The 24,755-nt window shown below is 40.4% G+C and carries 24 protein-coding genes; 4 read left to right on the top strand and 20 right to left on the bottom strand.

The window, feature by feature from the left end; all coding sequences use genetic code 11:
- From ACTHJT_RS11395 to ACTHJT_RS11305, 19 genes are all read right to left on the bottom strand, one after another.
- On the bottom strand, nt 1-748 hold a 748-nt coding region (locus tag ACTHJT_RS11395), incomplete at its 3' end, for a hypothetical protein (RefSeq protein ID WP_440238239.1).
- An 89-nt stretch (nt 749-837) separates the two neighbouring features.
- Nucleotides 838-2,991 carry an ATP-dependent helicase HrpB gene (gene hrpB / locus ACTHJT_RS11390; RefSeq protein ID WP_440238237.1) on the bottom strand — a complete coding sequence of 718 codons (2,154 nt, stop codon included), beginning with the start codon at nt 2,989-2,991 and terminating at the stop codon, nt 838-840.
- 113 nt (nt 2,992-3,104) lie between these two features.
- A complete protein-coding gene (locus tag ACTHJT_RS11385; protein WP_440238235.1) occupies nt 3,105-3,527 on the bottom strand; it encodes a VOC family protein in 423 nt (140 codons plus the stop codon).
- 138 nt (nt 3,528-3,665) lie between these two features.
- Entirely contained in the window at nt 3,666-4,208 is a 543-nt protein-coding gene (locus tag ACTHJT_RS11380; protein ID WP_440238233.1) for a dihydrofolate reductase family protein, read from the bottom strand.
- A 23-nt stretch (nt 4,209-4,231) separates the two neighbouring features.
- Nucleotides 4,232-4,453 carry a hypothetical protein gene (locus tag ACTHJT_RS11375; protein WP_440238231.1) on the bottom strand — a complete coding sequence of 74 codons (222 nt, stop codon included), beginning with the start codon at nt 4,451-4,453 and terminating at the stop codon, nt 4,232-4,234.
- 108 nt (nt 4,454-4,561) lie between these two features.
- Nucleotides 4,562-5,758, bottom strand: coding sequence for an MFS transporter (locus tag ACTHJT_RS11370; protein WP_440238229.1), 1,197 nt, complete (start codon nt 5,756-5,758; stop codon nt 4,562-4,564).
- A gap of 74 nt (nt 5,759-5,832) precedes the next feature.
- The gene (locus ACTHJT_RS11365) at nt 5,833-6,543 is read right to left on the bottom strand and encodes a hypothetical protein (protein ID WP_440238227.1); all 711 of its coding nucleotides are present in this window, start codon (nt 6,541-6,543) and stop codon (nt 5,833-5,835) included.
- Between the two features lie 188 nt (nt 6,544-6,731).
- Complete coding sequence (locus ACTHJT_RS11360) at nt 6,732-7,310, bottom strand: porin family protein (RefSeq protein WP_440238225.1); 579 nt, start codon at nt 7,308-7,310, stop codon at nt 6,732-6,734.
- A gap of 349 nt (nt 7,311-7,659) precedes the next feature.
- Nucleotides 7,660-8,103, bottom strand: a complete 444-nt coding sequence (locus ACTHJT_RS11355; protein WP_440238223.1) for a hypothetical protein — start codon at nt 8,101-8,103, stop codon at nt 7,660-7,662.
- Between the two features lie 133 nt (nt 8,104-8,236).
- The gene (locus ACTHJT_RS11350) at nt 8,237-8,638 is read right to left on the bottom strand and encodes a hypothetical protein (protein ID WP_440238221.1); all 402 of its coding nucleotides are present in this window, start codon (nt 8,636-8,638) and stop codon (nt 8,237-8,239) included.
- Nucleotides 8,639-8,669: 31 nt separating this feature from the next.
- The gene (locus ACTHJT_RS11345) at nt 8,670-9,302 is read right to left on the bottom strand and encodes a hypothetical protein (protein ID WP_440238219.1); all 633 of its coding nucleotides are present in this window, start codon (nt 9,300-9,302) and stop codon (nt 8,670-8,672) included.
- A gap of 14 nt (nt 9,303-9,316) precedes the next feature.
- The gene (locus ACTHJT_RS11340) at nt 9,317-10,081 is read right to left on the bottom strand and encodes a YoaK family protein (protein ID WP_440238217.1); all 765 of its coding nucleotides are present in this window, start codon (nt 10,079-10,081) and stop codon (nt 9,317-9,319) included.
- A gap of 74 nt (nt 10,082-10,155) precedes the next feature.
- The gene (locus ACTHJT_RS11335; RefSeq protein ID WP_440238215.1) at nt 10,156-10,605 is read right to left on the bottom strand and encodes a DinB family protein; all 450 of its coding nucleotides are present in this window, start codon (nt 10,603-10,605) and stop codon (nt 10,156-10,158) included.
- Complete coding sequence (locus ACTHJT_RS11330) at nt 10,605-11,021, bottom strand: VOC family protein (RefSeq protein ID WP_440238213.1); 417 nt, start codon at nt 11,019-11,021, stop codon at nt 10,605-10,607. The genes ACTHJT_RS11335 and ACTHJT_RS11330 overlap by 1 nt, the downstream gene beginning before the upstream one ends.
- 28 nt (nt 11,022-11,049) lie before the next feature.
- Entirely contained in the window at nt 11,050-11,514 is a 465-nt protein-coding gene (locus ACTHJT_RS11325; RefSeq protein ID WP_440238211.1) for a helix-turn-helix transcriptional regulator, read from the bottom strand.
- 145 nt (nt 11,515-11,659) lie between these two features.
- Nucleotides 11,660-14,251: a choice-of-anchor D domain-containing protein gene (locus tag ACTHJT_RS11320; RefSeq protein WP_440238209.1), complete on the bottom strand. Its 2,592-nt coding sequence runs from the start codon at nt 14,249-14,251 to the stop codon at nt 11,660-11,662.
- 282 nt (nt 14,252-14,533) lie between these two features.
- Nucleotides 14,534-15,289 carry a succinate dehydrogenase/fumarate reductase iron-sulfur subunit gene (locus tag ACTHJT_RS11315; protein WP_440238207.1) on the bottom strand — a complete coding sequence of 252 codons (756 nt, stop codon included), beginning with the start codon at nt 15,287-15,289 and terminating at the stop codon, nt 14,534-14,536.
- Nucleotides 15,290-15,302: 13 nt separating this feature from the next.
- On the bottom strand, nt 15,303-17,216 hold the full coding sequence (locus ACTHJT_RS11310; RefSeq protein ID WP_440238205.1) for a fumarate reductase/succinate dehydrogenase flavoprotein subunit: 1,914 nt from the start codon (nt 17,214-17,216) through the stop codon (nt 15,303-15,305).
- Between the two features lie 18 nt (nt 17,217-17,234).
- A complete protein-coding gene (locus ACTHJT_RS11305; RefSeq protein WP_440238203.1) occupies nt 17,235-17,951 on the bottom strand; it encodes a succinate dehydrogenase cytochrome b subunit in 717 nt (238 codons plus the stop codon).
- A 216-nt stretch (nt 17,952-18,167) separates the two neighbouring features.
- On the opposite strand from ACTHJT_RS11305, the gene ACTHJT_RS11300 reads away from it, so the two are divergent.
- The 3 genes from ACTHJT_RS11300 to fabD all read left to right on the top strand — a co-directional run bounded on the left by ACTHJT_RS11300 (nt 18,168) and on the right by fabD (nt 22,154).
- Nucleotides 18,168-20,747: a gliding motility-associated C-terminal domain-containing protein gene (locus ACTHJT_RS11300; protein ID WP_440238202.1), complete on the top strand. Its 2,580-nt coding sequence runs from the start codon at nt 18,168-18,170 to the stop codon at nt 20,745-20,747.
- Nucleotides 20,720-21,145, top strand: coding sequence for a thiol-disulfide oxidoreductase DCC family protein (locus tag ACTHJT_RS11295; RefSeq protein ID WP_440238200.1), 426 nt, complete (start codon nt 20,720-20,722; stop codon nt 21,143-21,145). The genes ACTHJT_RS11300 and ACTHJT_RS11295 overlap by 28 nt, the downstream gene beginning before the upstream one ends.
- 133 nt (nt 21,146-21,278) lie before the next feature.
- Nucleotides 21,279-22,154 (top strand): ACP S-malonyltransferase, encoded by an 876-nt coding sequence (gene fabD / locus ACTHJT_RS11290; RefSeq protein WP_440238198.1) that lies wholly within the window; start codon nt 21,279-21,281, stop codon nt 22,152-22,154.
- A gap of 73 nt (nt 22,155-22,227) precedes the next feature.
- On the opposite strand, the gene folK is transcribed toward fabD, so the two are convergent.
- Nucleotides 22,228-22,731, bottom strand: a complete 504-nt coding sequence (folK, locus tag ACTHJT_RS11285) for a 2-amino-4-hydroxy-6-hydroxymethyldihydropteridine diphosphokinase (RefSeq protein WP_440238196.1) — start codon at nt 22,729-22,731, stop codon at nt 22,228-22,230.
- Nucleotides 22,732-22,924: 193 nt separating this feature from the next.
- Here folK and sppA point away from each other — a divergent pair, with 193 nt between their 5' ends.
- Nucleotides 22,925-24,673 carry a signal peptide peptidase SppA gene (gene sppA, locus ACTHJT_RS11280; protein WP_440238194.1) on the top strand — a complete coding sequence of 583 codons (1,749 nt, stop codon included), beginning with the start codon at nt 22,925-22,927 and terminating at the stop codon, nt 24,671-24,673.
- Nucleotides 24,674-24,755: the final 82 nt, after the last annotated feature.

The raw sequence follows: 24,755 nt of genomic DNA, 5'->3' as shown, positions 1-24,755 counted from the left end.
CCCCACATTCATAACTGTTGAATATGGAAAAGCTCATCACGTGCCCGCGTATGTATACACCATTCATACCGCTGGTGTATTCGCTGCCGTTACAATCCAGGTAGGACATAATTTCAGAGAATTGAAGCGCTTCCAGAAAATAATTAAGAGAGTCAATTCCTTTTACTGCAGCGTTTTTGTTGATGCGGATAAAGGCGAAGCTGGTGATTGTATCGCGCAGCCAGGTAACAGAAAATTCAGCGTTTATTTTCTGAACAGAGTCCTGCACGAGTTTGATGTCGGCAAGTCTGCTGTAGTTGTATTCAGAAATATTAACGTGTTTTACATAAGTATTTTGTGCCGGAATCTTTAAAACGTCGGCCATGGTTAACTTAACAGCTGAAGGAGCTGAAACCGTAGTACCTTTTTCCGTTTCAATGCTTTGTTGCCAGGTACCAGTATATATAATGGTATTTTCGTTGCCGATATCTTTTAGTTTGAATACTTCTTTGGTGCCCCAGTGTTCATATACGAGTTCAATGCTTTTATCGGAAAGATATTTCCCTTCGAGCTCAATGGTTTTTTTATGTTTTTTATAATAGTACTTTCCCCAGACACCTGACTCATTTAAAGAAATTTCCATCACAATGCGGACTTTACCTATTGTTCCTTCCAGTAGCAAGGTTGTCGCCTCCTGCGCGTTTGAAAGGAAAGTGCAGAAGAGCAGTAAGACCGTAATACATGATGATCTTTGAATAAATTTATACATACAATTCAGAATTTAATTGTTGTTATGAATAATGAATAGAACGATAATAGTGGAAATCCTGGTCATCCTCAAATCCTGTAAATCCTGATTCAGATAAGCTTCAGCAACTCCTTCGGAATTCTTGCAGAAATAATTTCAAGCAGATTGAGTTTTTTCAAATCGTCTTTTTCTTCGATTTCATTTGCCAATGGTGTCAGCCATTCTTCGCAGGAAAGCAATAAAGAGTCTGTATCTACATCGGGAAATTTTGACAAAGGGTGCTGTTGCTGTGCTTCAAATGTAGCAGCCTGCCATTGTTTAAATTCAGGTGTGAAGTTTAATAAACTGCGTCCGTCTTTCTTTACCGCATCACACAAGGCTTTGGCACGCAGTTCGTCGCTTGGATCATCTACGGGCACAGATTTTAGTACGATCTGTCCGATGCGCAGTTCTGTATGAACGATGAGTTCATTAGTAATCAGATCCCAGTGAACGGATACGGCATTTTTTACCATGCCTTTTAAATCTTTTGGATTTAGTGGTGAAGCCATGAATATTTTTCCGGTGCCTTCGCGTGCATCAATATGTGCGACAGAGACCCATGCTTCATTGGCAAGCGAGTCTTTATGACTGAATTGCGCATACGTTCCGTTTGCAAGCTGAAATTGTGATTGATTGCCTGGTCGTGCAAAGGCTACCCGTTCGGGGTAAGCATAGGCCAGCAACAAACCGCTCATGTACGGATCGAAGCTGCCGTTGTCTGCATCAATTTCCATAAGGTCACGGTAGGATTGTGCAACCCGGTCGATCATGCCGAAAGCTCTGCCTTTACCGGAGTTCCTTCTAAAGCGGCGCAGCGCTTCGATACGTTCATTGATATCAACGCCGGCCTCCTTGATCGTGAGCGGATCTTTTTCTTCAATAACGGCCGCGATATCTGTTGCCAGCGCATCCTGACCGAGTTGCTCTGCCATCAGCAACATGTGCGCAATACGTGGATTGCATGGAAGCTGATGGATTTTTTTACCATGTGGCGTAACTTTGTTCCGCTCCAGTGCATCAATGTAATGCAGGGTTTCGCGGGCCTGCTTTACATGTGATTTGGGCGGCGGTGTGAGCCATACCATATTGTATACATTGGGAATGCCCCAGATCGCCATCTCCAATACTAATGATGAAAGATCGCTTGTTTCAATTTCGGGTTGATGGTGTTTGTGTAATTTCTGGTGTTGTGCTTCAGACCACATGCGGTAGCAGGTGCCTGCGGATAATCGTCCGGCGCGGCCTGCACGCTGGTCGGCAGCATCAACAGATATGGTGACCGTTTCCAGCCTGGATAATCCGGATTGCGGATCAAACTTTGAACGCTTACCAAAACCTGAATCTACAACTGTGGTAACACCTTCTATAGTCAAACTGGTTTCTGCAATGGATGTGGCAAGCACAACTTTGCGTTTACCATCTTTGTCTGGAAGAAGTGCCGCTTGTTGCTGTGCGAAAGGAAGCTGTCCGTATAGTGTGTGGATAACAGTATTGGCAAGCTGGTTGGTAAGCAGATCTTTGCAGGCATTGATTTCAGACTGACCTGGCAGGAACACCAGTATATCACCTTTGTTTTCTTTGCTGGCCTTTTTTACTGTACGTGCGGTAAGCTCGGGCAACAGATGCAGATCTGTTTCACCCATGTAATGAATGGCAACAGGGTATTGGCGGCCGGCACTCTCAATGATGCGGGCTTTAAGTTTGGAAGAAAGTTCCGGCAGGTCCATGGTTGCAGACATGATAAGCAACCGTAGGTCATTCCGTTTGGTCTGTTGTGCTTCTCTACATAAGGCCAGTGCTACATCAGCGTGAATGCTGCGTTCATGGAATTCATCAAAAATTACGAGTGCAACATCTTTCAATGAATTATCAGTTTGAAGCATGCGGGTTAGGATGCCTTCCGTTACTACTTCGATACGTGTTTTGTCGCTCACCTTGGTCTCAAATCGAATGCGGTAACCGATTGTTTCTCCCACCTGTTCTCCCAGCAGCTGACTCATGCGTGTTGCAATGGTCTTTGCTGCCAGCCTTCGGGGCTCCAGTACAATAATCTTTTTATTTTCAAGCCACACTTCATTTAAAAAAGTCAGCGGCAGCAAGGTGCTTTTTCCTGCACCCGGCGGAGCTTTTACAATGAGTGTGGTATTATCTTTAAAGTGTTCGGTAACCTGTGTAACGATTTCCTGTACAGGCAGGGTAGTAGTTGGAATCTTGTATTTCAAAGGGATGTATTTTTGCGTTTGTAAAAATACATATAATTGCGGTGGAATGAAACGTTCCCATATAATTCATGGATTACATGAGAACATCAATTTTAAATTGCAGCAGAACGCACTTATGCATCCAGTAAGGTTTGAATATCGAATTTTGACATTTTCATAAATGCGTCAACAACTCGCTGTGAGCGTTGTGGGTCGGACATAAGCTTAGGCAGAACAGAAGGAATCACCTGCCAGGTGATACCGTATTTATCATCCAGCCAGCCGCATCTGTCATAGCGCCCGTCCTTACCCAGCTTTTCCCAGTAGTAATCGATTTCTTCCTGCGTATCGCATTCAATTACAAAAGAAGTAGCCGGAGAGAATTTATAGGCAGGTCCGCCATTGAGTGCGATAAATTTATTGCCATTCAATTCAAAGTTCACAACGACCGGGTTTTCTGAAGTGATCTTTGAATTTTTGAAAATGGAACAATAATAGTCTGCTGCCGCTTTGGCCTGCGTATCAAACCACAAACAAGGATACATGTTGTTATTCATTTCTTTGCTGGTAGGAGGTTATCAATTTTTAAATTACAGTTTTCTTTAATCCGCATAACTTCATCTTTTATAAATGCAATTATCTCCTTTGGAATAGATGATGTTGGGCAGAGATAAAAATAATTAGTCTTGATCGATTTACAATGGGTGATAGATAAGCTGTACTACGCCTGAGCGGAATATATTTGTTTGGATCAGTTTCAGATTAAGACGTTCTTTCAGGTCTTCAAACAGTGGTTTGCCTTTGCCTAATGCGATCGGGTGTACAGAAATTCTGTATACATCAATCAGGTTCAATTGTATGAATGTTTTGATGAGGCTTGCGCCGCCATATAGCCATATATCTTTTCCGGACTGCTGTTTTATCTCGGCTACCTGCGAAGCGATGTCACCATGAATAAAGATTGCTATTGCATCATTTCTATTCTGATTTGAAAAAACGAATTTTTTCTTTGAATGAATGTTGTTCCAGAATGTTTTTTCAGCAGCGTCCGCAGCTGCATCCGGTTGGAAATTTCCCCAGCTGTCATAACTTACCCGGCCATAAAAGATGGTATCAATGCCAGAAAGGAAGCCATTTAAATTCATGTCATCATCCATGATGCACCAATCAATTTCACCATTCGGTCCTTCAATAAAACCGTCGAGTGTTACGGCAAGGTCAAGTATTATCTGTTTCATTAATAATTATGGTATTTTTGTAATCAGGAATTTTCAAATTTCGGAGCATGCTGCGAAATGAATGTACTCAAGCCTTGCTGGGCGAGCGCTAGGGTCTTCATGGTTTCTACCGTTGACATACCCGCGCTTCGATAAGTATAGGTATATGTTTTAAGATTGGTGAACTGTACTGTAATAAAATTATTGCCAATCTCAAACCCCATTACACCTGATGGTTTACCGCTTCTGCTTGAATAACGTTGCATGTTGAGTTGATGAATTGTAAATTATTTATTTCATATCACTGCTTGTTAAAGGAACGCAACTCCATTCTTCTAAGGAGGAGAACAGGGCGATGTAAATTGCAAATGACTTTACACTTTTTCCCTTTTTAATCTCATAAACAGCAACAGTCCGAAAAACATGAATGCTGCAGCGACGCCAAAGACAGCTCCCGGATTGAAGCTGTAAATGGCCGCAGCTCCCAACGGAACAATCACATGATATAAAGCCTGCAGGCTTTGATTCGTACCCTGAAGCAGGCCTTGTTTGCTTTCATCAACAGACAAAGAAAGACGTGCATTGTAGGAAGGATCAAACAAACCTTCGCCCAATACTATGCTGGCTACTGCTGCAACAATAAGGAATATGGATTGTATATATGCACTCAGGAAGATCAGTCCAAGTCCCAGGATAAGGCCGCACAAACCAACAATGCTTACCGTTTGCTCGCTCCATCGCTTCAGCATCTGCGGCAATACAATCACACGCGATAAAATGTCACATATGCCAACAAGTACAAATATACTGCCAATGAATGAGGGCCCCCATAGGAAGACATCTTTCAAAAAGATGCTTGCATTGAATTGCCATATATTCAAGCCAACATAAAAGAAGGCCCCCATGATCAATAAGCTTCTGGCTTCTTTCAAAGAAAAAATTTCCTTGAAATGAAAGAATGTATTAAAGCTGCTGAGTGTAAGATGTGTGCTGCGCTTTTCTACCGACAGTGATTCCGGTAAGAGGACAGAAATGCAGAGCATAGATAAAAGGGTAATACCGGCTGTAACAAAAAATGGAAGGGTAACGGAAAAGGAACCGAGGAAGCCGCCAATGGCTGGCCCGATCATGAAGCCAAGCCCGATGGCACCGCCGAGGTATCCAAACCATTGTCCTCTTTCATGTGGTTCTGTACTGTCGGTAATATAAGCAAACAAGGCACTTTGATTTCCTGCTGTAAGTCCGTCGATGATTCTTCCAAGAAAAAGAACCCAGAGCGCACCACCAATGCCAAGCAATAAATATCCTGTTGCAGAGCCAAGTAAACTGAAAAGCAGCACCGGTTTGCGCCCATACCGGTCACTAAGCGCTCCAAAGACCGGTGCAGCAATAAAGGTGCAGACAGCAAAAACAGATACCAATATACTCATGGTAACTGCAATACTTGATTTTGGTACATATATTTCCAGCAGGAAGGGAAAGAGCGGAAGAACAATGGTCATGCCAATTGCATTCAAAACAGTAATACTTACGATGATCCAGAGATTTCTTTTTTCGGATTGTAATAACATGTTGTTATAATTCAGTTAATGAACGGTTGTATGGTGAGCTTGAAATAACTGACGGTGTGCGTATGACAATATCGTTAATTTTTTTTCAATAATTGCCGGATAGATGCCAGGTGTGCAAATAAAACTACAGGTACTACAAATGTCGGCAGCCAGCTGAATGGGAAATATAAAATCGCAATATTCGGCTGGTCGAAAGCGAATTGCTGCACTGGAGATGGTACTGATAAGAATGCGTTTACAACAATGTTTATCAATAGGATAAGGCAAATAAAATTCCATATCAGCAAGGTTTTTCTGCTGATTTTCTTTTGTGTGGAACCAAGATACGCAATGATTGGTGCTGTGATGCCTGCAAGAATATCAAAGTTCCGTCCTTCAAAGGTCATAAGTTCAGGAATTGTTTTATGCAGAAACAACCAGAACAGGACAAGTTCAACAGGGATGCGTATAACATGCAGGTAGGTAAGGTTAGACAGAGGCAAGCTATCGATAAACTGTCTGCCCTTTTGAGTCACAAACAACAGGATGATAAGAAGCAGGATAGGCCAGATTCCGAATAATAAAAACTTTGGAGGGAAAGAATTGAAGTCAGCGTTGTAAATATTTTTAAGTGTTAATGCAGCCTGAATCATTAACCAGAATGTGAGGCCTGCCATGATGCTTATTGCTTTTTGCCGTGTAGCCTGGGCTGGCGATTTTTTAACAGCCCAAACAAATAGCAAGAGTGTTACAATGCTTGTTAAGCCGAAAATGAGGGGAATGTATGCAGGTAAGTTTTCTAACATCGTATAGCTTGGTTTTATGTTCAGAAAATAAATTCGGGAGAATTTATCTCGTTTGCGTCCCTTGCAGGCAAATATATAAATAAGAAGTTATTTCTGCCTCTGCGTTCAATAATAACGTTCAGTATTATATAAAAATAAAAAAGCCTGGTGTTTATAACACCAGGCTTTTGTTTAAAGTATCATCCGGATTATTTTCCGCCGAATGAATAACCGAATGTCAGCTGTGTGTTGAAGTTGTGCTGAGAATTTCCCGGGTTATTTTTGATGATGTCTGGAATACCATAAGATAATCTAACACCAAAGTTGAAGCCGCCGTCAAACTTATAACCAAGGCCTAATACCGGAGCGATGTCAAAACCATTTACACTGCTTTTTACATCTGTTTTAGAACCGCCGCTGCCATTTTGGTTTTTAGCAGACAATAAAAGAGACGGTTGAACCCCTGCCTGGAAATGGAACTTCTGACCGAAGTTGAAAAGCAACGGAATGTCAAGGTAGCTTAATGATAAACCACCGCCGCCATTGATGTAAGAGCATCCTTTCATGGAATACAACAACTCAGGCTGGAAAGAAATAGATTCGCTCAGAGCAAAATTAGCATATCCACCAATATGGATACCTGTTTTAAAACCTGCATTGTTGTTCACTCCGGCAACAGTAGGGAAATTGAGACCGATTCTTGGACCGTATGTAATTTGTGCAGAAGCAAATTGAGAAACGATCATTAAAAAAGTCAGTAACATTGAATTGCGTAAAACATTTTTCATACAAATAATAGTTTAGGGTTAGTTAGTAATGTGCGTGATTTCAAACATCACATCGAAAATAACGGAGGAAATATTACGCGGGTTATTCCAAATATTGAAGAAGTGTTTATTTTTCGATAAGATTATTGATTTCGATTATTCGGTATGTAGCGTGGTATATGGCCTGCAGAGGTTTGTGATGATTTAATAAAAAAAATTAATTTTTTTCTCTAAACATACATGTTGTATCTTTTATGTTCTGTAGTTGAAAAAATAATTCTGCATTTAAATTATTTGTACTATATACTTATGAAATAAAAAAATATTGGTACATGCATTTTTGTACGTACCAATATTAATTCAATTAAGTTTAATCGTTTGTGTTGATTTGCAGATCACGGAAACTTTCAGCAATAACATCTTCTTCTGAATCCCGGAAATGGATTACAGGAGGATTTTCTTCATCGGCACTCAGATCCAGCAGCAGGAGTCCTGCATGACCCATATCTGCAAAATTATTTACCGGATAAGATAAACCCAGAACACCGATCGGCAGCCATTCATTGTTTTCTACTTTATCAATACAGTCATCATCCATAAAATAATCATATATAGCCATCAGGTCACTGGAATTGTGACTTAGAAACTCTCCCATCTGCTCTTCCGACATACCTTTCATTTGAACGACTAAAGCATTGTGTTTTTCAGATAGTTCAGGCCAGTTAAAAATATAGAGGTTTGTTTCATTATCATTGATGACAATGTTCAGGTTTTTACCTGTAACAGGTTGAAGCATTTTTAAAATATGTTCCATAAAGTATAAATATTTTTATAGGTAATGATAAAGATAATTTTAGAGTAAAGAAACATATATTTTGTATTTGCATGAACTTAATGCAAATATGTATAAAACAGGTATAAGTGGAAATTACCGGATCATGTTTATGTTAATCAATAACGATTGTCGGATCAAAGATTCTGTTTCGTTGGGAAACAATTGAATCAAATTCAACTGTTGCAGGAATATCTCTATCATGCTCTCCGAAAGGATAATGAGTCAGGACTTCATATAGATTCAGAATTTCCATTTTAAGCGTATCATTAGGATGAGCCAGATACTCTTCACACAGACAAATGGCTAATTTACGTTGGGCAGAGTTGTATTCAAATTCGTTTGGTATGGAATGTCCTTCGTATAAAAATTTAGCACCATTTTTATATACCGGATATTCTATGCGGCAGTTGCGGGAAACCAATGTGTCTATCCTTTCTATATCATCATCTGAATTACCTGTACGGCATCCGGCAAGGAGCAAGGTGAGTAAGAGGAAGTATATGTTTGGTTTCATAGGTTTATTATTAGAGTAAAAAATGAAAATTTTATTTCCAGAATTTCCACCACGATTTTTTCTGATAACAAGCAAATCTGATTTTATTCAGAAATTCATCTGCCTGATCCAGCGGCGCACCTAAATATTTTTTACAAATGTTAAAGACGAACTCTTCTCCAACCTGGTCTTCCGTAAAAATTTCATCCGGATCACTATCGAATCTATATGTACGAACTCCAGCATTGTCAACCGTTGATTTAGCAAGTAAATCTTTCTCTTCTTCCAGTGGATCACCAAAGTCTGTGTATGTGCCGTTTCCTTGTCCGTCGCCGGCCCGATGACGGATCACTTTTCCATTATCAACGATCTTGTATCCCCAGAAATTAAGAGTACTGATTAATACCAGAAAGCAAATTTCGCTGTTGGGGAATTGGGCGATTAGTTTTTTTTCTATTGCCGTTTCATTTTTCTGGATAACCGTTTCCGGAATAGCCCATTCATAAATAATCAGATAACCATTGTAGTTTCCAATGCAGACTTTATTTGTATATAAGCCAATCGTATCTTCAAACGAAACATCTGTTTGCTTAGAAGCACCTTTGATGTCAAGTGCTTTTAAAAGTTCCTGATCGTTTATTTGTGGCGGTCTTGAAATGATAATCAATGAAGTTTTCCATCCCATAAATGAAATATATTTTATTGTGTTTTCAATTTATCCTTGCCGTTTTGTATTTCAACATCCGGTAAAGATTGTTTTTTTAGTGTAATGATTTTATTAATGATTTCGTCATAAATAAGTCCTGTCAAAAGAAGGAAAGCCGAGCCTGTTAAAACATACAGGTGAACGGACGAATAAAAAATTCCACCGGAAAGACCGCCTAAGAAGAAAAAGCTAATAATGGTCATACGAAGCTTTATGGATGAATAGAGCTTTTTTCGCTGTTCTTTTAATTTATAAAAAAGAAGTTGGGATAATTCAATCCCCAGATCCGTGAACAAACCTGTCAAATGTGTTGTACGCACGGTTGCATTCGAAATGGTTGTAACCAGTGAGTTTTGCAGACCCATAGCGAACAGCAAAGCATAAGCTAATATGTTTGGTGCTTTTATGATTAAGATGTTACCGGATAGGGCAACTGAAATCAAAATTATACTCTCAATAATAACCGGAATTTTATAGGTCCATTTGTCATTTATTCTGGAAATGATTTCAATCAAAAGATTAGAGCAAAATGAACCTAAGAAGAAAAATAAAATATATAAAAAGTAATTTAATCCCTCCCAGAAATTGAGCTTAAAAATTTCATCTACAAAGAACGCGAAATGACCTGTTACATTTGTAGTTAGTTTTTGAACGGCTAAAAAGCCTGCCACATTTACAACGCCAGCCACAAAAGATAATAAAGAAGCGACTCTTAAATTATGTGTTAGTGTTCTTGTATTTCCTTTATGTATAAACATATGTTGTATTGATCTGCAAATAATTTAAAAACCAAGGTTCGTACTGCACAAGCCTTGGTATGTAAAAGAATGATTCAAGCACCAAACTGTCTTAAATGATGATCGGTATGTTTGTACACAAACCAACCGATTTGTTCTTTGGTCATTGTTCCGAAGAATGGGTGAATAAGATCTATAGTAGTAAGATGTTCATATTCTTTAATTGTATCGATCCATTCTTTTTTTTGTAGTTCGAAATTACCGCTTTTTTCAGTAATGATTAATTCCGGACTGGTAGGTGTGTTTTTAGTTAATGGAGCATCGTTTTTTAACACCCCTTTGAGTGCTATTTTACCGAATAAGCGACCGAGGAACATGCGTTTCACAGAGAGTCTGCCCAAGATCATTTCATTCCAATACGTGCAATGCCGGGCCATCTGGAAGGCATTCATTTTGCCCCATAGTGTCTTCGTATCTGCATGGATGGTATGAATGCGTTGAATCAATTCATCTCTTGTTACAGTGTCAAAAATTGATTTCATCATTATGCTTTCTTTTTTTGTCCCAATGAAAACCAATTTCCTGAATCATCTCTGAACAACGCTTCAATTCCATAAAACTCTTCTTTAGGAGCTTTTTTAAATTCAACACCTTTGCTTTTTAATTCTTCATATGTAGCATAAATATCCGAGCATTCAAATACCCCCGGACCGAATGTGCCGTTCTTGATAAGCTTCGTCATCATTTGAGCGGTTTCTTTGGTAAACATGGGGCCTTCTTTTACAAGGAACAAGGTTATTTCGAGTTCAGGTTGTTCGGCTGGAGTGACGGTGAGCCAACGATTGTCGGGTCCCATGGGCGCATCTGTATGCACTTTAAAACCAAGTTTATTTACATAAAAGTCGAATGCACTTTCCTGGTTTAGTACATATACGCACATGTGTGTTAATCTCTTGATCATAATTTTCTCTTTAATGGTTTGTGATGGCTCAAAGGTCGGTTAATGATTCAAAAGATCCTTCTTCAAAATTGCTATCTTTTGTCCACTCATGTTTTAACGCAAAACAACCGGGAATATATAACAATGGTTTATCGGCTACCTGTTTTTTTCTTAGTTGTTCCTGTAATACAAAGTTGGAAGGGGAGACACCAACGGTTCGTTTGAATAGTGTACTGAATGAAGTAAGGCTTTCAAAGCCTACGGATGAACATACTTCTGAAACGGAGAATCCCTGCTTTAAAAATGTAATAGCATGGTTTATACGCACAGCGATGAGATATTGATGCGGAGTCTTTTCATAGATTTCCTTGAAGAGACGTATGAAATGGAATTTCGAAAAATACGCTTCATTTGAAATATTATCAATATCAATAGCATCCGCATAATGTGCATCTATAAATAGTTTGGATTGAACTATTCTTCTGTAAAGATAATTTCTTGGATATTGATCCATAAACCGATTGTTTCAGAGGAACATCATATTATCTATCTAATTTAATAATATTTTGTCGGATCAAAGCAGCACAAAAAAAAGATCCCGATGCAAATAGCTATCGGGACCAGGATCGGGACCTTTTTCAAATTCACTAAAGCTGTATTTAATCTTTTATAACCTTTATGATTTGATCAATAGATGGCATATAGAAAAAATATAAACCTGCAGGAAGATTTTCAATGTTCACAAGGTTTTCTCCTTTGACCATTTGTTGTGTTATCAGTTTAATACCTGTTGAGGTATATATTTCTAGCATCATATCCTCAGCAATGTTTAAGGTTACCTGGCTGCTTGCGGGATTAGGATAACAAATGACCGAAGATGACTTAGAGTCTGTAATACCCGTTGTGACAGTAGGAGCGGAGGCAACTCCTACGATTTCGAAAGTATAATTACCTTCATCCAAGTCGTCGTTTACGATAGTAACTGTGGCAGTTTTATCACCGACGGTACCTGGTTTAAATGTTATGGTAAATGTAGCAGGGGTACCAGCTTCAACAAGAGTGCTGTTGCTGGCCTGTTCTATAATAAAATCATTGCTGCTTACTGTAATGGTTGGATCTCCTAATAGTGTTACTGGCTTTAATGCTCTAACTGCATTCTCTATACTGAATGAAAATACATTGAATTTGCCAACTTCTACCGTTCCAAAATCTACTTCAGACGATCCGGATATCAATTCGTTGTTATCGTGCAGTACTTTAATTTCATTGTGCAGAGTAATTTTACGAATTTTATAATTGTATTGATCGGCTATATAAATGTTATAGTCTTTATCTACTGCAATTCCAGCAGGGTAATTGAAACTTGCTGTGGCGCCAGGCCCATTTGCAGAACCAGCCAGACCTGTTCCTGCCAGCGTTGTAACTACGGCCTGCGGAGTAATTTTTCGTATTAAATTATTATCGCCTTCTATCTGCGATACATATAGATTACCGGATGCATCTATGCAGATGCCATAAGGAGAATAAAAAGTAGCTTTCGTTCCCACACCATTGGCTGAGCCTTGGGAGCCAGCCCCTGCAAAGGTACTGACTTCCGCCTGCGGAGTAATTTTTCGTATTCTGTTACCAGAAACCACATAAAGATTTCCTGCTTTATCAATAGTGATACCGGTACATGCACTAAAACGGGCATCTATTCCATTTCCATCCTGATATCCGGATATGTTCGTTCCGGCAAATGTTGTAACATCTCCATTGGGCGTAATCTTACGAATGCAATAATTCATTTGATCGGTAACATACAAATTACCTGAAGCATCTAAAACCAAAGCTGAAGGATTATTAAACCTTGCATTCAGGCCATTACCATCGGCATAGCCGGAAGTGCCTGAAGAGCCTGCAATAGTGGTTACTACTCCTGCAGGCGTGATTTTTCGGATATTATGATTTTTCAAATCGGCAACAAACACATTGCCTGCAGCATTGACAGTAATGCCGCTTGCTTCATAAAACCGTGCATTAGCTCCTGTTCCATCTTGAGTGCCGATATATGGATTGCCAGCCAATGTTGTTACTGTACCTTCAGGAGTAATTTTACGGACTCTAGTTTCATCTGCTATATATACATTACCCAAGCCGTCAACTGCCGTACCCGCAGGATTCCTGAATCTGGCCAATGTACCAGTTCCGTCTACTTCAGCTGCGTAATGAACTTCAACTACGCCAGCCACAGTACTTACTATTCCTTGCGGGGAAATTTTGCGTATTTTATTATTACCCTGGTCAGCTACAATTACATTACCGGAATTATCTACCGTCAGACCATGAGGATAGTTAAAACCAACCTGGTCGGCTGGACCATCTGCCCAGCCAAAGCTACCAACTACACCTGCGTATTTGCTTACTTGTCCGGTTGATGAAATTTTACGAATAACAATATTGTTTTCTTCGCTCACATACATATTACCATCTTTATCAGTAGTTATACCATAGGGTCTGCTAAATGTAGCAATACTTAAATCGCCATTTTGGGAACCGGAAACAGAACCTGTAAAAGTGCTCACTTCACCTTGAAACGTGATCTTCCGGATTCTATGATTGCCATTATCTGCTACATATAGATTACCATCGGTACCCAAGGTTATACCTGTAAGATCTTTGAACTTAGCTGTATTACCTGGTCCATCCTGAAAACCATAGCCGGCACCTGCAAATATACTGGTCTGTCCATCCGGAGTAGTTTTAGTCACAACAGACATGTTTGTTACGTATATATTTCCCGAATTATCTACAACCAGGTCTGTAGGGTTATAAAATATTTGCGGACCAACCGGTGGGCTGCTTGCTATTGTTGTCACCACTCCCTGAGGCGTTACTTTTCGTATTTTCCGGCCACCATATTCAGCTACAAATAAATTCCCGTCTTTGTCTATTGCTAATCCCTTAGGGCTATTGAACATGGCATCAGCACCTGTTGCATCGAGATAGCCCTGGGTACCATTGCCAGCCAGAGTACTGACCATACCTTGGGGAGTAATTTTCCTGATTTTATGATTGGCCCAGTCAGCGACGTACAGATTCCCTTCAGCGTCTAAGACTACATCATTGGGTGCTGAAAAACTAGCCTGCTCAGCAGGGCCATCGGCATCATTGCCTAATCCTGCAAATGTGCTGACTTCCTGACCATGGCTTGAAAGAGATAAGAAGCTGAACAAGTATGCCAGAACTGATAGTTTAAAAATAGAATTCATAAGCTTCATAAATGTTGTATTGATGCAAATTTTACAGGCAAAATTACTACAATAACTACCATTGTATTGTTGTATTTAGTTAACGGTAGGTTTTGGGTGATGAAAGGTTTGTTATTTTTCCACCTGCATGAATAAAGTGAACAACCAGTGGACAGGTAAAAAATAGGGAAGAGTTGTGAAAAGACGAGTTAAATACAGCGATCGACGTTGTATGGAGAGATAGAAAAATAAAAGTCACGCCATACGGCGTGACTTTCTGTATCATTATAATCCGCAAAGGAACTATTTTGTATTGCTTGATCCTAGCTTAGCAGCGAAGAACTCTCTGTTCATACGTGCAATGTGTTCCTGACCAATCTCTTTCGGACATTCAGCAGAACATGCTTCCGTATTTGTACAGTTACCAAATCCTTCAGCTTCCATCTGGTCGATCATTGCTTCAACACGAGCAGCTCTTTCAGGATGGCCTTGCGGCAATAACGCTAACTGAGAAACTTTTGCAGACAGGAACAGGGTAGCAGAAGCATTCTTACAAGCAGCTACGCAGGCACCGCAACCAATACACGTTGCAGCATCCATAGCATTGTCTGCATGCTCTTTCGGAATTGCTATCGCATTGGCATCAATGGTTACACCAGTGTTTACTGAAACGTAACCACCCGCCTGTATGATACGGTCAAACGCAGAACGATCTACAACTAAATCTTTAATAACCGGGAATGCTTTTGCTCTCCATGGTTCGATTGTAATTGTTTCACCATCTTTGAAGCTACGCATATGCAGCTGACACGTTGTAATACCTTTTTTCGGTCCGTGTGCATGTCCGTTGATGTACATGCTGCAGGCTCCGCAGATACCTTCGCGGCAATCGTGATCAAAAGCGATTGGTTCAACACCTTTCTTAATCAGGCCTTCGTTCACAACATCAATCATTTCAAGAAAAGACATATCCGGAGAGACATCTTTTGCTTCGTATGTTTCAAGCTTGCCTTTAGATTTCGCATCTTTCTGACGCCAAACCTTTAACGTTAAATTCATGTGACCTGACATATTACTTATAACTTCTTTGAGTTAATTTAACACTTTCAAATTTCAATACTTCTTTGTGTAATACTTCCGGCTGGTTATCGCCTTTGTATTCCCACGCAGCTACATAACAGAAGTCATTATCGTTACGTAAAGCTTCGCCTTCTTCAGTCTGAGACTCTTCACGGAAATGACCACCGCAAGATTCGGTACGGTTCAATGCATCTACTACCATCAATTCACCCAGTTCCAGGAAGTCCGCTACACGGCCTGCACGCTCAAGCTGTTGGTTTAGTTCTTCGTTTGTACCGGTAACGTTTACGTTCTTCCAGAAGTCAGCACGCAATGCCTGAATCAAGCTTTGTGCTTTTCTCAAGCCTGCATCGTTACGGGCCATACCACAGTATTCCCACATGATGTGCCCTAATTCACGGTGATATTCAGCAACTGTTTTGGTACCTTTAATAGCTAATAATTTCTTTGTCTGCTCTTCCACTTTTGCTTTTGCTTCAGCAAAAGCAGGGTGCTTAGGATCTACCGGTTTCGGACCGATCGTTGCCAGGTAATCACCAACTGTGTTTGGAATTACGAAGTAACCATCTGCTAAACCTTGCATCAATGCAGATGCTCCCAAACGGTTTGCACCGTGATCAGAGAAGTTTGCTTCACCTAAAGCATATAAACCAGGAATGGTAGTCATTAAGTTGTAATCCACCCAAAGGCCACCCATTGTATAGTGTACTGCAGGGTAAATGCGCATTGGTTCTTTGTATGGATTCTCACCGGTAATCTGTGCATACATGTCAAATAAGTTACCATATCGGGCACGTACTGTATCTTCACCTAAACGGCTGATTGCATCAGCAAAATCCAGGTAAACGGCTAAACCGCTGGTACCAACGCCTTTGCCGGCATCGCACTGTTCTTTCGCGTTACGTGATGCCACGTCGCGGGGCACCAGGTTACCGAATGAAGGATATTTTCTTTCAAGGAAGTAATCTCTTTCGTCTTCAGGAATTTCACTGGCTTTACGGTTATCACCTTTAGCTTTGGGAACCCATACACGACCATCGTTACGTAGAGATTCAGACATCAACGTCAGTTTAGACTGGTGATCTCCTGAAACCGGTATGCATGTTGGGTGAATCTGCGTAAAGCAAGGGTTAGCAAACAACGCACCATGCTTGTGTGCTCTCCATGCTGCTGTTACGTTTGAACCCTGTGCGTTGGTAGATAAGAAGAATACGTTACCGTAACCGCCTGTACAAAGCAGTACCGCATGTGCTGCATGTGTTTCGATCTTACCTGTTTCCAGGTTACGCGTTACAATACCTTTTGCCTGTCCGTCGATCATTACAAGGTCAAGCATTTCTTCACGCGTGTGCATTTTTACTTTGCCTGTATGGATCTGGCGGCTCAATGCGCTATACGCACCAAGTAATAATTGCTGTCCGGTCTGGCCACGTGCGTAGAAAGTACGGGATACCTGAGAACCACCGAATGAACGGTTGTCTAACAATCCGCCATATTCACGTGCAAAAGGAACACCTTGCGCCACGCACTGGTTAATAATATTTACAGAGACTTCCGCTAAACGGTGAACGTTGGCTTCACGTGCGCGGTAGTCACCACCTTTAACTGTATCATAGAAAAGACGGTAAACGGAGTCACCATCGTTTGGATAATTTTTTGCTGCGTTGATACCGCCTTGTGCTGCGATTGAGTGCGCACGGCGCGGACTATCCTGGAAGCAGAATGCCTGAACATTGTAACCCAATTCTGCTAATGAGGCAGCAGCAGAAGAACCTGCAAGTCCTGTACCTACAACAATGATGTTGTATTTTCTTTTGTTTGCAGGGTTTACCAGCTTAAGGTTGAACTTGTGTTTCGTCCACTTTTCAGCTAACGGTCCGTCTGGTATTTTTGAATCTAATATCATAATGCTATAACAGAGGGTTTATTTTAATATTGTTGGACAGAAGAAGAATATAAGCGGGATTATGGCAAAGCCCAGTGGAATAAGTCCCCAGAATACAAAGCCTACAGCTTTGATTACTGGCGTGTATTTCGGATGTCTTAAGCCTAATGATTGGAATGCACTCTGGAAGCCATGGTATAAGTGGAATGCCAGTGCAACCATAGCAAGCGTATAAATACCTACTACAAGCGGCTCGTGAAATTCGTGTTCCACCTCTTCATACATATTTTTAACAGTTACACTTTCACCATTTTCTAATGTGTATGTAACCATTGGTAATTCTTCAGTCAAACCCATATAAGCCATTTTAAAGTCTTTTAAGTGGATCAGCAAAAAGATCAGGATCATTGTTCCTAAAACGCCCATCCAGCGGGAAGAGACAGAACTTGTTTTGCCCGGGTCATTGTATGCATAACCTACAGGACGTGCTTTTTTGTTTTGGATTGTTAGGTAAGCACCCCAAACTACGTGCCCAAGGATGAATGCAAAGTTTACATAAGATATTGTTTTGATTAAGGGATTGGAAGTCATGAACTTGGTATACAAGTTAAATGCCTGTCCGCCATCATTATGCAGCAACTGTAAGTTACCTGCTAAATGCACCGCTAAAAAGGTACATAAAAACAGCCCTGTAAGGGCCATGATCACTTTTCTACCCACACTGGTAGAGAAAATTGTTTGTGTAAACCAACTCATCTTTAATCCTTTTATTTTACCTGTTCGATAAATGTTTTTTATTATCTTGCCAAAGTTAACTTCAGACTTGAAATGATGCAACCTAAATTATTATTTGGATGTATTCTAAATTAAGTTTTTTGCGTTATATGAAGAACAACAAACTGTCTTTCATTGTTTTGTCCGGGCATGGAAAAAAATAAATTTATAAGAGATTTTACGTACGTAGTTTTACTAATGCTTTTTTTCAGCATTTCGGGTTACTCTACACATATTAAAGCAGGCGAATTTTCTGCAAAACGTACTTCAAACAGTTCTCTTGATTACGAAATCACTCTTACACTTTATTATAATACGAACGGAACAACGGTAGACCCACCATCGGTGATCATTGAATTCGGAGATGGTTCTCAGGCAACAGTGAACAGGAGCATTAAAGTTGACGTAGGGAATAATACCACCAAAAATGTATTTGTTGTAAATCATACTTTCAACGGGGCCAGCACATATATTGTACGGATGCGGGATCAAAACCGTAACTCCAATGTTCAGAATATTCCGGGTTCAACCAATGTAGCTTTTTATGTGGAGATGCAGCTCCAGGTAAATCCTTTATTCGGGCTCAACGATAGTCCGGTTATGACCGTACCACCAATTGATTTTGGTGCCGTCGGTAAAATATTTACTCATAATCCCGGGGCTTATGATCCCGATGGAGACAGCCTTTCCTATGAATTGATTCCGGCGCAAAGTGCATATAAAACACCTGTCTCTGGCTATAACTATCCGGGTTCTCCGATCTTCGGCGGACAGAGTACACTCGGCGGTCCGGCTTTTCTGACACTGGATCCAGCCACGGGTGATCTGGTATGGAATGCTCCCAGTAATTACGGAACTCCACCAAGATATTATAACATCGCCATGAAAATCACCGAATGGAGATTCGGCCGCAAGATCGGTTATATTGTTCGTGACATGCAGGTGGAAATTCTGGAAACAGTCAACAACCCGCCAAAGCTGAGCATGCCTAAAGATACTTGTATCGAAGCCGGTAAATTCCTGCAGGCATTTGTTTCTGCAACCGATGTGGATCATGATGCGGTACTTTTAGAAACATACGGTCAACCTTATACGGTTACCAGTCCGGCAACATTCTCAATTGCTAATCAGTCTACTGCCAATCCAAGCGGAACATTTAAATGGCAGACTTCATGTACGCATGTGCGGAAGCAGCCATACCAGGTGGTCTTTAAAGCAACAGATGAATTCCGTACACCAGTGCTTGTTGATATTCAATCCTGGCTTATTTATGTGAAAGGTCCTAAGATCAGTGGTATTACCACTACTTCCGGATTTGATTTCATAACCCTGAACTGGCCGCTGTATACATGCAGCAATAAAGCAGAAAAAATTAATATTTACAGAATTGATTGCGACTCTGTTGCACCAAGTACAGATCCTTGCAAGACCGGTCCGCTGGCCGGTTATACATTGATTGGTTCCGTGCCCGCTACGCAGACAAGTTTTATTGATAATGATAAAGGTGCGGGGTTAGGTAAAGGAAAATCTTATTGTTATATGCTGGTGGCAGAATATCCTGCACCAGGTTATGGAGAAAGTATTCCATCCGATCAGGTATGCGCTTCTCTGGCAATGGACATCCCGGTTATGAATTCTATTGATGTTATTGAAACATCTGCTACAACCGGTAAAATTTCATTAACATGGTATGCACCTACTTCAGGAAGTGTTTCAGCTCCCTTTACATATGACCTTGAACGAGGCGAAGGCGAAAACCCAACTTCATTTATTCCGGTTGCTACGCTGACAGATGCAACTTCTTACACAGACGTGAATCTTGATACGAAAAATGTTATCTATTCATACCGTCTTAAATTATTAAATAATGGCAAGGTAACAGCCTGGATTTCGACATTCGATTTATCAGCAACAGCCGGTAATGCAACAGCAACGCTTAAATGGAAGTATACACAGCCATGGATTGTTGATTCCGTGCACGTTTACAGGAAGGTCAATACGGATCCGTTTGTAAAGCTTGCATCGATGAGTGATTCCGATGTTTCTTATACAGATAAAACTGTTCAGAATTGTGATACGGTGTATTATTATGTAAAACAGTTCGGACACTATTGTGATAAACTCTTAACAGACATTGCTACAGCTACATCTGCCATTGATTCTGTAGTACCTACCGATGATCGACAGCTTGATCCGCCTGTATTGACCGTGAATGGATGCAACGGTGATCTGACAGTATTTCAGGATGTATTGAACTGGACAGATCTGATGGCTGCAACCTGCAATACCTTTGATCATTACAATGTATATTTCTCCAGACATGAATCGGACAATATGAGTCTGTTGAAGCAAACAACAGATACTACATATACCTATGTGAACCATCAGACTACAGCAGGCTGCTTTACAGTATCCGCTACCAATACCTCCGGACTGGAAGGACCGAAAGGACCCAGGGTTTGTGTGGATGATTGTGTGTTTTATGAACTGCCGAATTTACTTACTGTAAATAATGACGGAAAGAATGATCTGATTCAACCGTTCCCGATTCCACGCGGAGCGTCCTTTGTGCGCTATTATGTATATAACCGCTGGGGAGGTCTTGTATATTATAAAGATACTGACCCGAACATCAACTGGGATGGAAAAACAGAGAAAGGTCCGCTTTCAGATGGTATTTATTATTACCTGGCTGAAGTACATTTTTATGGCAGATTGAAAGAGGAAGATGAAGTTAAAAACTTAAAAGGATGGCTTCAGATTCTGACAGCAAAATAGGTGAGGAGCAAACATTGGTTTTGTTTGATGGTGTGTGCCATTTTTGCAATAACACCGTTAACTTTATCATGGATCATGATCCGGAAAAGAAATTTGTTTTCGCTCCTTTACAATCTCCCATTGCCCGGGAATTGTTGATCAAACATGGCGAAGATCCTGACGTAATTGATACGATTAAAGTGATCCGCGGAAACATATTGTATAAACGTTCACGGGCCGCTCTTGAAATTGCAAAGCAACTCAACGGACTCTGGCCTTTATGTTACGTAGCCATTATTGTTCCTGGTTTTCTACGTGATCTTGTATATAACATGGTTGCGAGGAACAGGTACAAATGGTTTGGAAAGATGGATACCTGCAGGGTTCCGACACCCGAAATGAGGGAACGATTTTTATAAGAAGTACGAAGTACAGAGTATAAAGTACTTCGTACTCAGTACTCTGTATTCCGTCCCAGGCTTTCACCTTGCAAATGAATAAATAAAGAAATAGTTTTGTTCCTTACACTTCGTTAAACATTAAGAAAAAACTATGAAAGCATACGTTTTCCCGGGTCAGGGATCTCAATTTTCAGGAATGGGTAAAGACCTTTTTGAAAATTCTGCGAAAGCAAAAGAATTATTTCTTCAGGCAAACGATATCCTTGGATTTGATATTACGAAAGTAATGTTTACAGGTACAGATGAAGAATTAAAACAAACGAACGTAACTCAACCTGCTATATTTATTCACTCGGTTATACTTGCAAAAATCAGCGAAACATTCGCACCGGAAATGGTTGCAGGACATTCTTTAGGCGAGTTCTCTGCTCTTGTTGCTAACGGTACATTATCTTTTGCAGATGGTTTGAAACTGGTTTCAAAACGTGCAATGGCTATGCAGAAAGCTTGTGAACTTGTACCAGGTACGATGGCTGCAGTACTTGCCCTGGCAGATGAAAAAGTAGAGGAGATCTGTGCTTCTATTAAAGACGAAGTTGTAGTTGCTGCAAACTATAACTGCCCCGGTCAATTGGTGATCTCCGGCAGTGTAAAAGGTATTGAAAAAGCATGTGAACTGATGAAAGCTGCCGGTGCTAAACGTGCATTGGTATTGCCTGTAGGCGGCGCTTTTCATTCCCCTTTGATGGAGCCTGCACGCGTTGAATTGGAAGAAGCTATTAAAAATACAACATTTGGTAAGCCGTCTTGTGCAGTATACCAAAATGTTAATGCTGCACCTTCTACAGATATTGAAGTGATTAAAACAAACCTGATCGCTCAACTGACTGCTCCTGTACGCTGGACCCAGTCTGTACAAAATATGGTAAAAGACGGTGCGACTTCTTTTGTTGAATGTGGCCCGGGTAAAGTGTTACAAGGTCTTGTGAAGAAGATTGAAGCAAGCGCAGAAGTAGCATCCATTTAAAAAAAACAAAATCCAAAAAACAAATTCCAAACAGAGGGGACGTATATTCTCTCCGTTTGGAATTTGTTTTTTGTTATTTGGAATTTAATAAACTTACTTCCAATGTATCCTCACATCTTTCCAGCAGTTCTTTATTTGAAAAGTTAAGCACCGGGTGTACGAAGTCCGGCATGACTTCTACCAACGGTACCAGAGTAAACCTGCGCTTATGCAGAAACGGGTGCGGAATTTTTAATGTCTCCGTGGCAACGATTTCATCATCAAAATAAAGTATATCTATATCAATGCTGCGGCTTCCCCATTTTACTTTCCGGTCTCTGCCCAGTTCTTTTTCTATTGACAAGCAATGATGCAACGCCTCTGCAGCATTTTTAGCTGTATGGCAGATCAGCACCTGATTCAGAAAATCCGGTTGTTCTTCCAGCCCCCATGATTTTGTTTCATAAAGAGAAGAAGCTTTTGAAATGCTGCCAAGCTGTGCATTGATTTTTTCTGCTGCCTGTGCCAGAAGAGATCTCCTGTTTCCCAGGTTACTTCCAAGCAGCAGCACCAGTGTATGTAATTCCTGATTGTTCATGTTTCAGCAAAGATACATAATGTTGAGGTGCCATTTTTAATATTTCGGAATAGTATTCGTTCAATGTTGTACAATAATTCCAACCTATGTACGACTTAATATAGAGGAGCATTGATATTCAAAATATCGTTGAACGCCGGCGTTTCCTAAACCCAAGTTTTGTATATTTGATCTATATAACCATCTAAGTTCTATGAATTTTATCAAACAGGTGCTGGCAGTCATTGTTGGCTTTTTATTGTTTACTATAATCGGTATCATCATTCTTCTTGTTACGTTATCGTCAGGCAAAGAAGATTCATCTGTTGTACTGAAAGAGTCCTCTGTATTGAAGATCACACTGGATAACCAGATTATCGAACGTGAATCTGATAAACTATTTGCAGGAATTTTTGATCCCCGGGGATCTTCCAAAATTGGTTTGCTGCAGGTGAAGAAAGCCATTAAGGAAGCTGCCGCAAATGATAAAATAAAAGGGATTGTTCTTGAAATGAAATTTGCCAGCGCAGGTATTGCTTCATGGAAAGAACTGCGTGATGAACTTGTTGCCTTTAAGAAAACGGGCAAGTTTATTTATGCATATGGGGAAGTATACCCAGAAGCTGCTTACTACCTGGCTTCCGTAGCCGATGAAATCTACCTGCCAGAATCCGGTATGCTTGAGTTTAATGGCATTGGCGTGAATACACTGTATTTTAAAAATCTCTTGAGTAAGGTTGGCGTAAAGACTGAAGTGTTCCGGGTAGGGAAATTTAAAAGTGCCATTGAGCCGTTGATCAATGACCACATGAGCAGCGAAGACCGCGAACAGATTAAATTATATATCAATTCTTTGTACAGTGTTATGCTTGAAGATATTTCTGTGTCCAGAAAAATTCCCGTTGAAACATTGAAGAATATTTCTGATTCCATGCTGGTTCGGAATGCAACAGATGCAAAGGCCTTTGGATTGATCACGCATGTGGCATATTATGATTCTATGCTTGCTTCTGTAAGAACACGGCTGAAGCTGGATGCAGACCAGGAAATTTCATTTGTCTCCTATAAGAAACTTGAAAAATTGGCTCCGGAAAAAAAGCCTGCAACAGATAAACCTCACATAGCTGTATTGTTTGCTAATGGTGAAATTCAATCAGGTAAGGGGGATAGCGAAACTATCGGCTCAGAAAGTTTGTGCGAAGAGCTGCGCAAATTACGTGAAGATAAAGATGTGAAAGCTGTTGTGCTTCGTGTAAACTCACCCGGAGGCAGTGCACTTGCTTCAGACGTAATCTGGAGAGAAATTGTATTGACCCGTCAGGTAAAACCTGTAATTGCTTCCATGGGTGAAGTGGCAGCATCAGGAGGTTATTATATCGCCATGGCCTGCGATACTATCGTTGCTTCTCCCGCAACCATTACAGGGTCGATCGGTGTATTCGGTTTATTAATGAATACAGAAGAATTGCTGAATGATAAATTGGGAATCAGTACTGATCGCGAAAAAACAGGTTTGTATTCTGATATTGGTTCGCTTACAAGACCGGTTACAGACGCAGAACGCATGATTATTCAGAATGAAGTAAATTCCATTTATGAAACATTTATTCGTAAAGCTGCGGAAGGCAGACATACAACTGCTGAAGAAATCGAAACACATGCATCAGGCAGGGTATGGGCCGGCAAAGATGCGTTGGGTATTCATCTGGTTGATGTATTCGGTGGCATGGATAAGGCTATTGAGATTGCGTCAAAAGCAGCAGCTGTTTCTGCAGACGATGTTACTTACTATCCGGAGCAGAAAAATCAGGAATGGATCGAATTCTTTAATTCTATAACAGGTGAGGAAGAAACTCAGATGAAAACATTCGGAGCCTTCTATGCGCATTTTAAAACGCTGCAGTCTTTGCCTAAATATCAGGGTGTTCAGGCAAGAATCCCTTACTTCATGGAAATTAAATAAATTGAACTGTAAATATTATTCATTCACTATTAAATACTTAGCTTTTGGAAGGCCAATAAAAGTGCTTACAACAAGCAATAAT

Origin of the sequence: Cytophaga sp. (assembly GCF_051961495.1) — a bacterium.
GTDB lineage: Bacteria > Bacteroidota > Bacteroidia > Cytophagales > Cytophagaceae > Cytophaga.
The sequence above is the reverse complement of the archived record's forward strand: the minus strand, read 5'-3'. Positions and strand labels throughout refer to the sequence as shown.

Bases quoted from the DNA above. Each gene is read 5' to 3' on its own strand.
- ACTHJT_RS11385 (WP_440238235.1), bottom strand. From the start codon at position 3,527: ATGAATAACAACATGTATCCTTGTTTGTGGTTTGATACGCAGGCCAAA.
- ACTHJT_RS11380 (WP_440238233.1), bottom strand. From the start codon at position 4,208: ATGAAACAGATAATACTTGACCTTGCCGTAACACTCGACGGTTTTATT.
- ACTHJT_RS11375 (WP_440238231.1), bottom strand. From the start codon at position 4,453: ATGCAACGTTATTCAAGCAGAAGCGGTAAACCATCAGGTGTAATGGGG.
- ACTHJT_RS11370 (WP_440238229.1), bottom strand. From the start codon at position 5,758: ATGTTATTACAATCCGAAAAAAGAAATCTCTGGATCATCGTAAGTATT.
- ACTHJT_RS11365 (WP_440238227.1), bottom strand. From the start codon at position 6,543: ATGTTAGAAAACTTACCTGCATACATTCCCCTCATTTTCGGCTTAACA.
- ACTHJT_RS11360 (WP_440238225.1), bottom strand. From the start codon at position 7,310: ATGAAAAATGTTTTACGCAATTCAATGTTACTGACTTTTTTAATGATC.
- ACTHJT_RS11355 (WP_440238223.1), bottom strand. From the start codon at position 8,103: ATGGAACATATTTTAAAAATGCTTCAACCTGTTACAGGTAAAAACCTG.
- ACTHJT_RS11350 (WP_440238221.1), bottom strand. From the start codon at position 8,638: ATGAAACCAAACATATACTTCCTCTTACTCACCTTGCTCCTTGCCGGA.
- ACTHJT_RS11345 (WP_440238219.1), bottom strand. From the start codon at position 9,302: ATGGGATGGAAAACTTCATTGATTATCATTTCAAGACCGCCACAAATA.
- ACTHJT_RS11340 (WP_440238217.1), bottom strand. From the start codon at position 10,081: ATGTTTATACATAAAGGAAATACAAGAACACTAACACATAATTTAAGA.
- ACTHJT_RS11335 (WP_440238215.1), bottom strand. From the start codon at position 10,605: ATGATGAAATCAATTTTTGACACTGTAACAAGAGATGAATTGATTCAA.
- ACTHJT_RS11330 (WP_440238213.1), bottom strand. From the start codon at position 11,021: ATGATCAAGAGATTAACACACATGTGCGTATATGTACTAAACCAGGAA.
- ACTHJT_RS11325 (WP_440238211.1), bottom strand. From the start codon at position 11,514: ATGGATCAATATCCAAGAAATTATCTTTACAGAAGAATAGTTCAATCC.
- ACTHJT_RS11320 (WP_440238209.1), bottom strand. From the start codon at position 14,251: ATGAATTCTATTTTTAAACTATCAGTTCTGGCATACTTGTTCAGCTTC.
- ACTHJT_RS11315 (WP_440238207.1), bottom strand. From the start codon at position 15,289: ATGAATTTAACGTTAAAGGTTTGGCGTCAGAAAGATGCGAAATCTAAA.
- ACTHJT_RS11310 (WP_440238205.1), bottom strand. From the start codon at position 17,216: ATGATATTAGATTCAAAAATACCAGACGGACCGTTAGCTGAAAAGTGG.
- ACTHJT_RS11305 (WP_440238203.1), bottom strand. From the start codon at position 17,951: ATGAGTTGGTTTACACAAACAATTTTCTCTACCAGTGTGGGTAGAAAA.
- ACTHJT_RS11300 (WP_440238202.1), top strand. From the start codon at position 18,168: ATGCTTTTTTTCAGCATTTCGGGTTACTCTACACATATTAAAGCAGGC.
- ACTHJT_RS11295 (WP_440238200.1), top strand. From the start codon at position 20,720: ATGGCTTCAGATTCTGACAGCAAAATAGGTGAGGAGCAAACATTGGTT.
- fabD (WP_440238198.1), top strand. From the start codon at position 21,279: ATGAAAGCATACGTTTTCCCGGGTCAGGGATCTCAATTTTCAGGAATG.
- folK (WP_440238196.1), bottom strand. From the start codon at position 22,731: ATGAACAATCAGGAATTACATACACTGGTGCTGCTGCTTGGAAGTAAC.
- sppA (WP_440238194.1), top strand. From the start codon at position 22,925: ATGAATTTTATCAAACAGGTGCTGGCAGTCATTGTTGGCTTTTTATTG.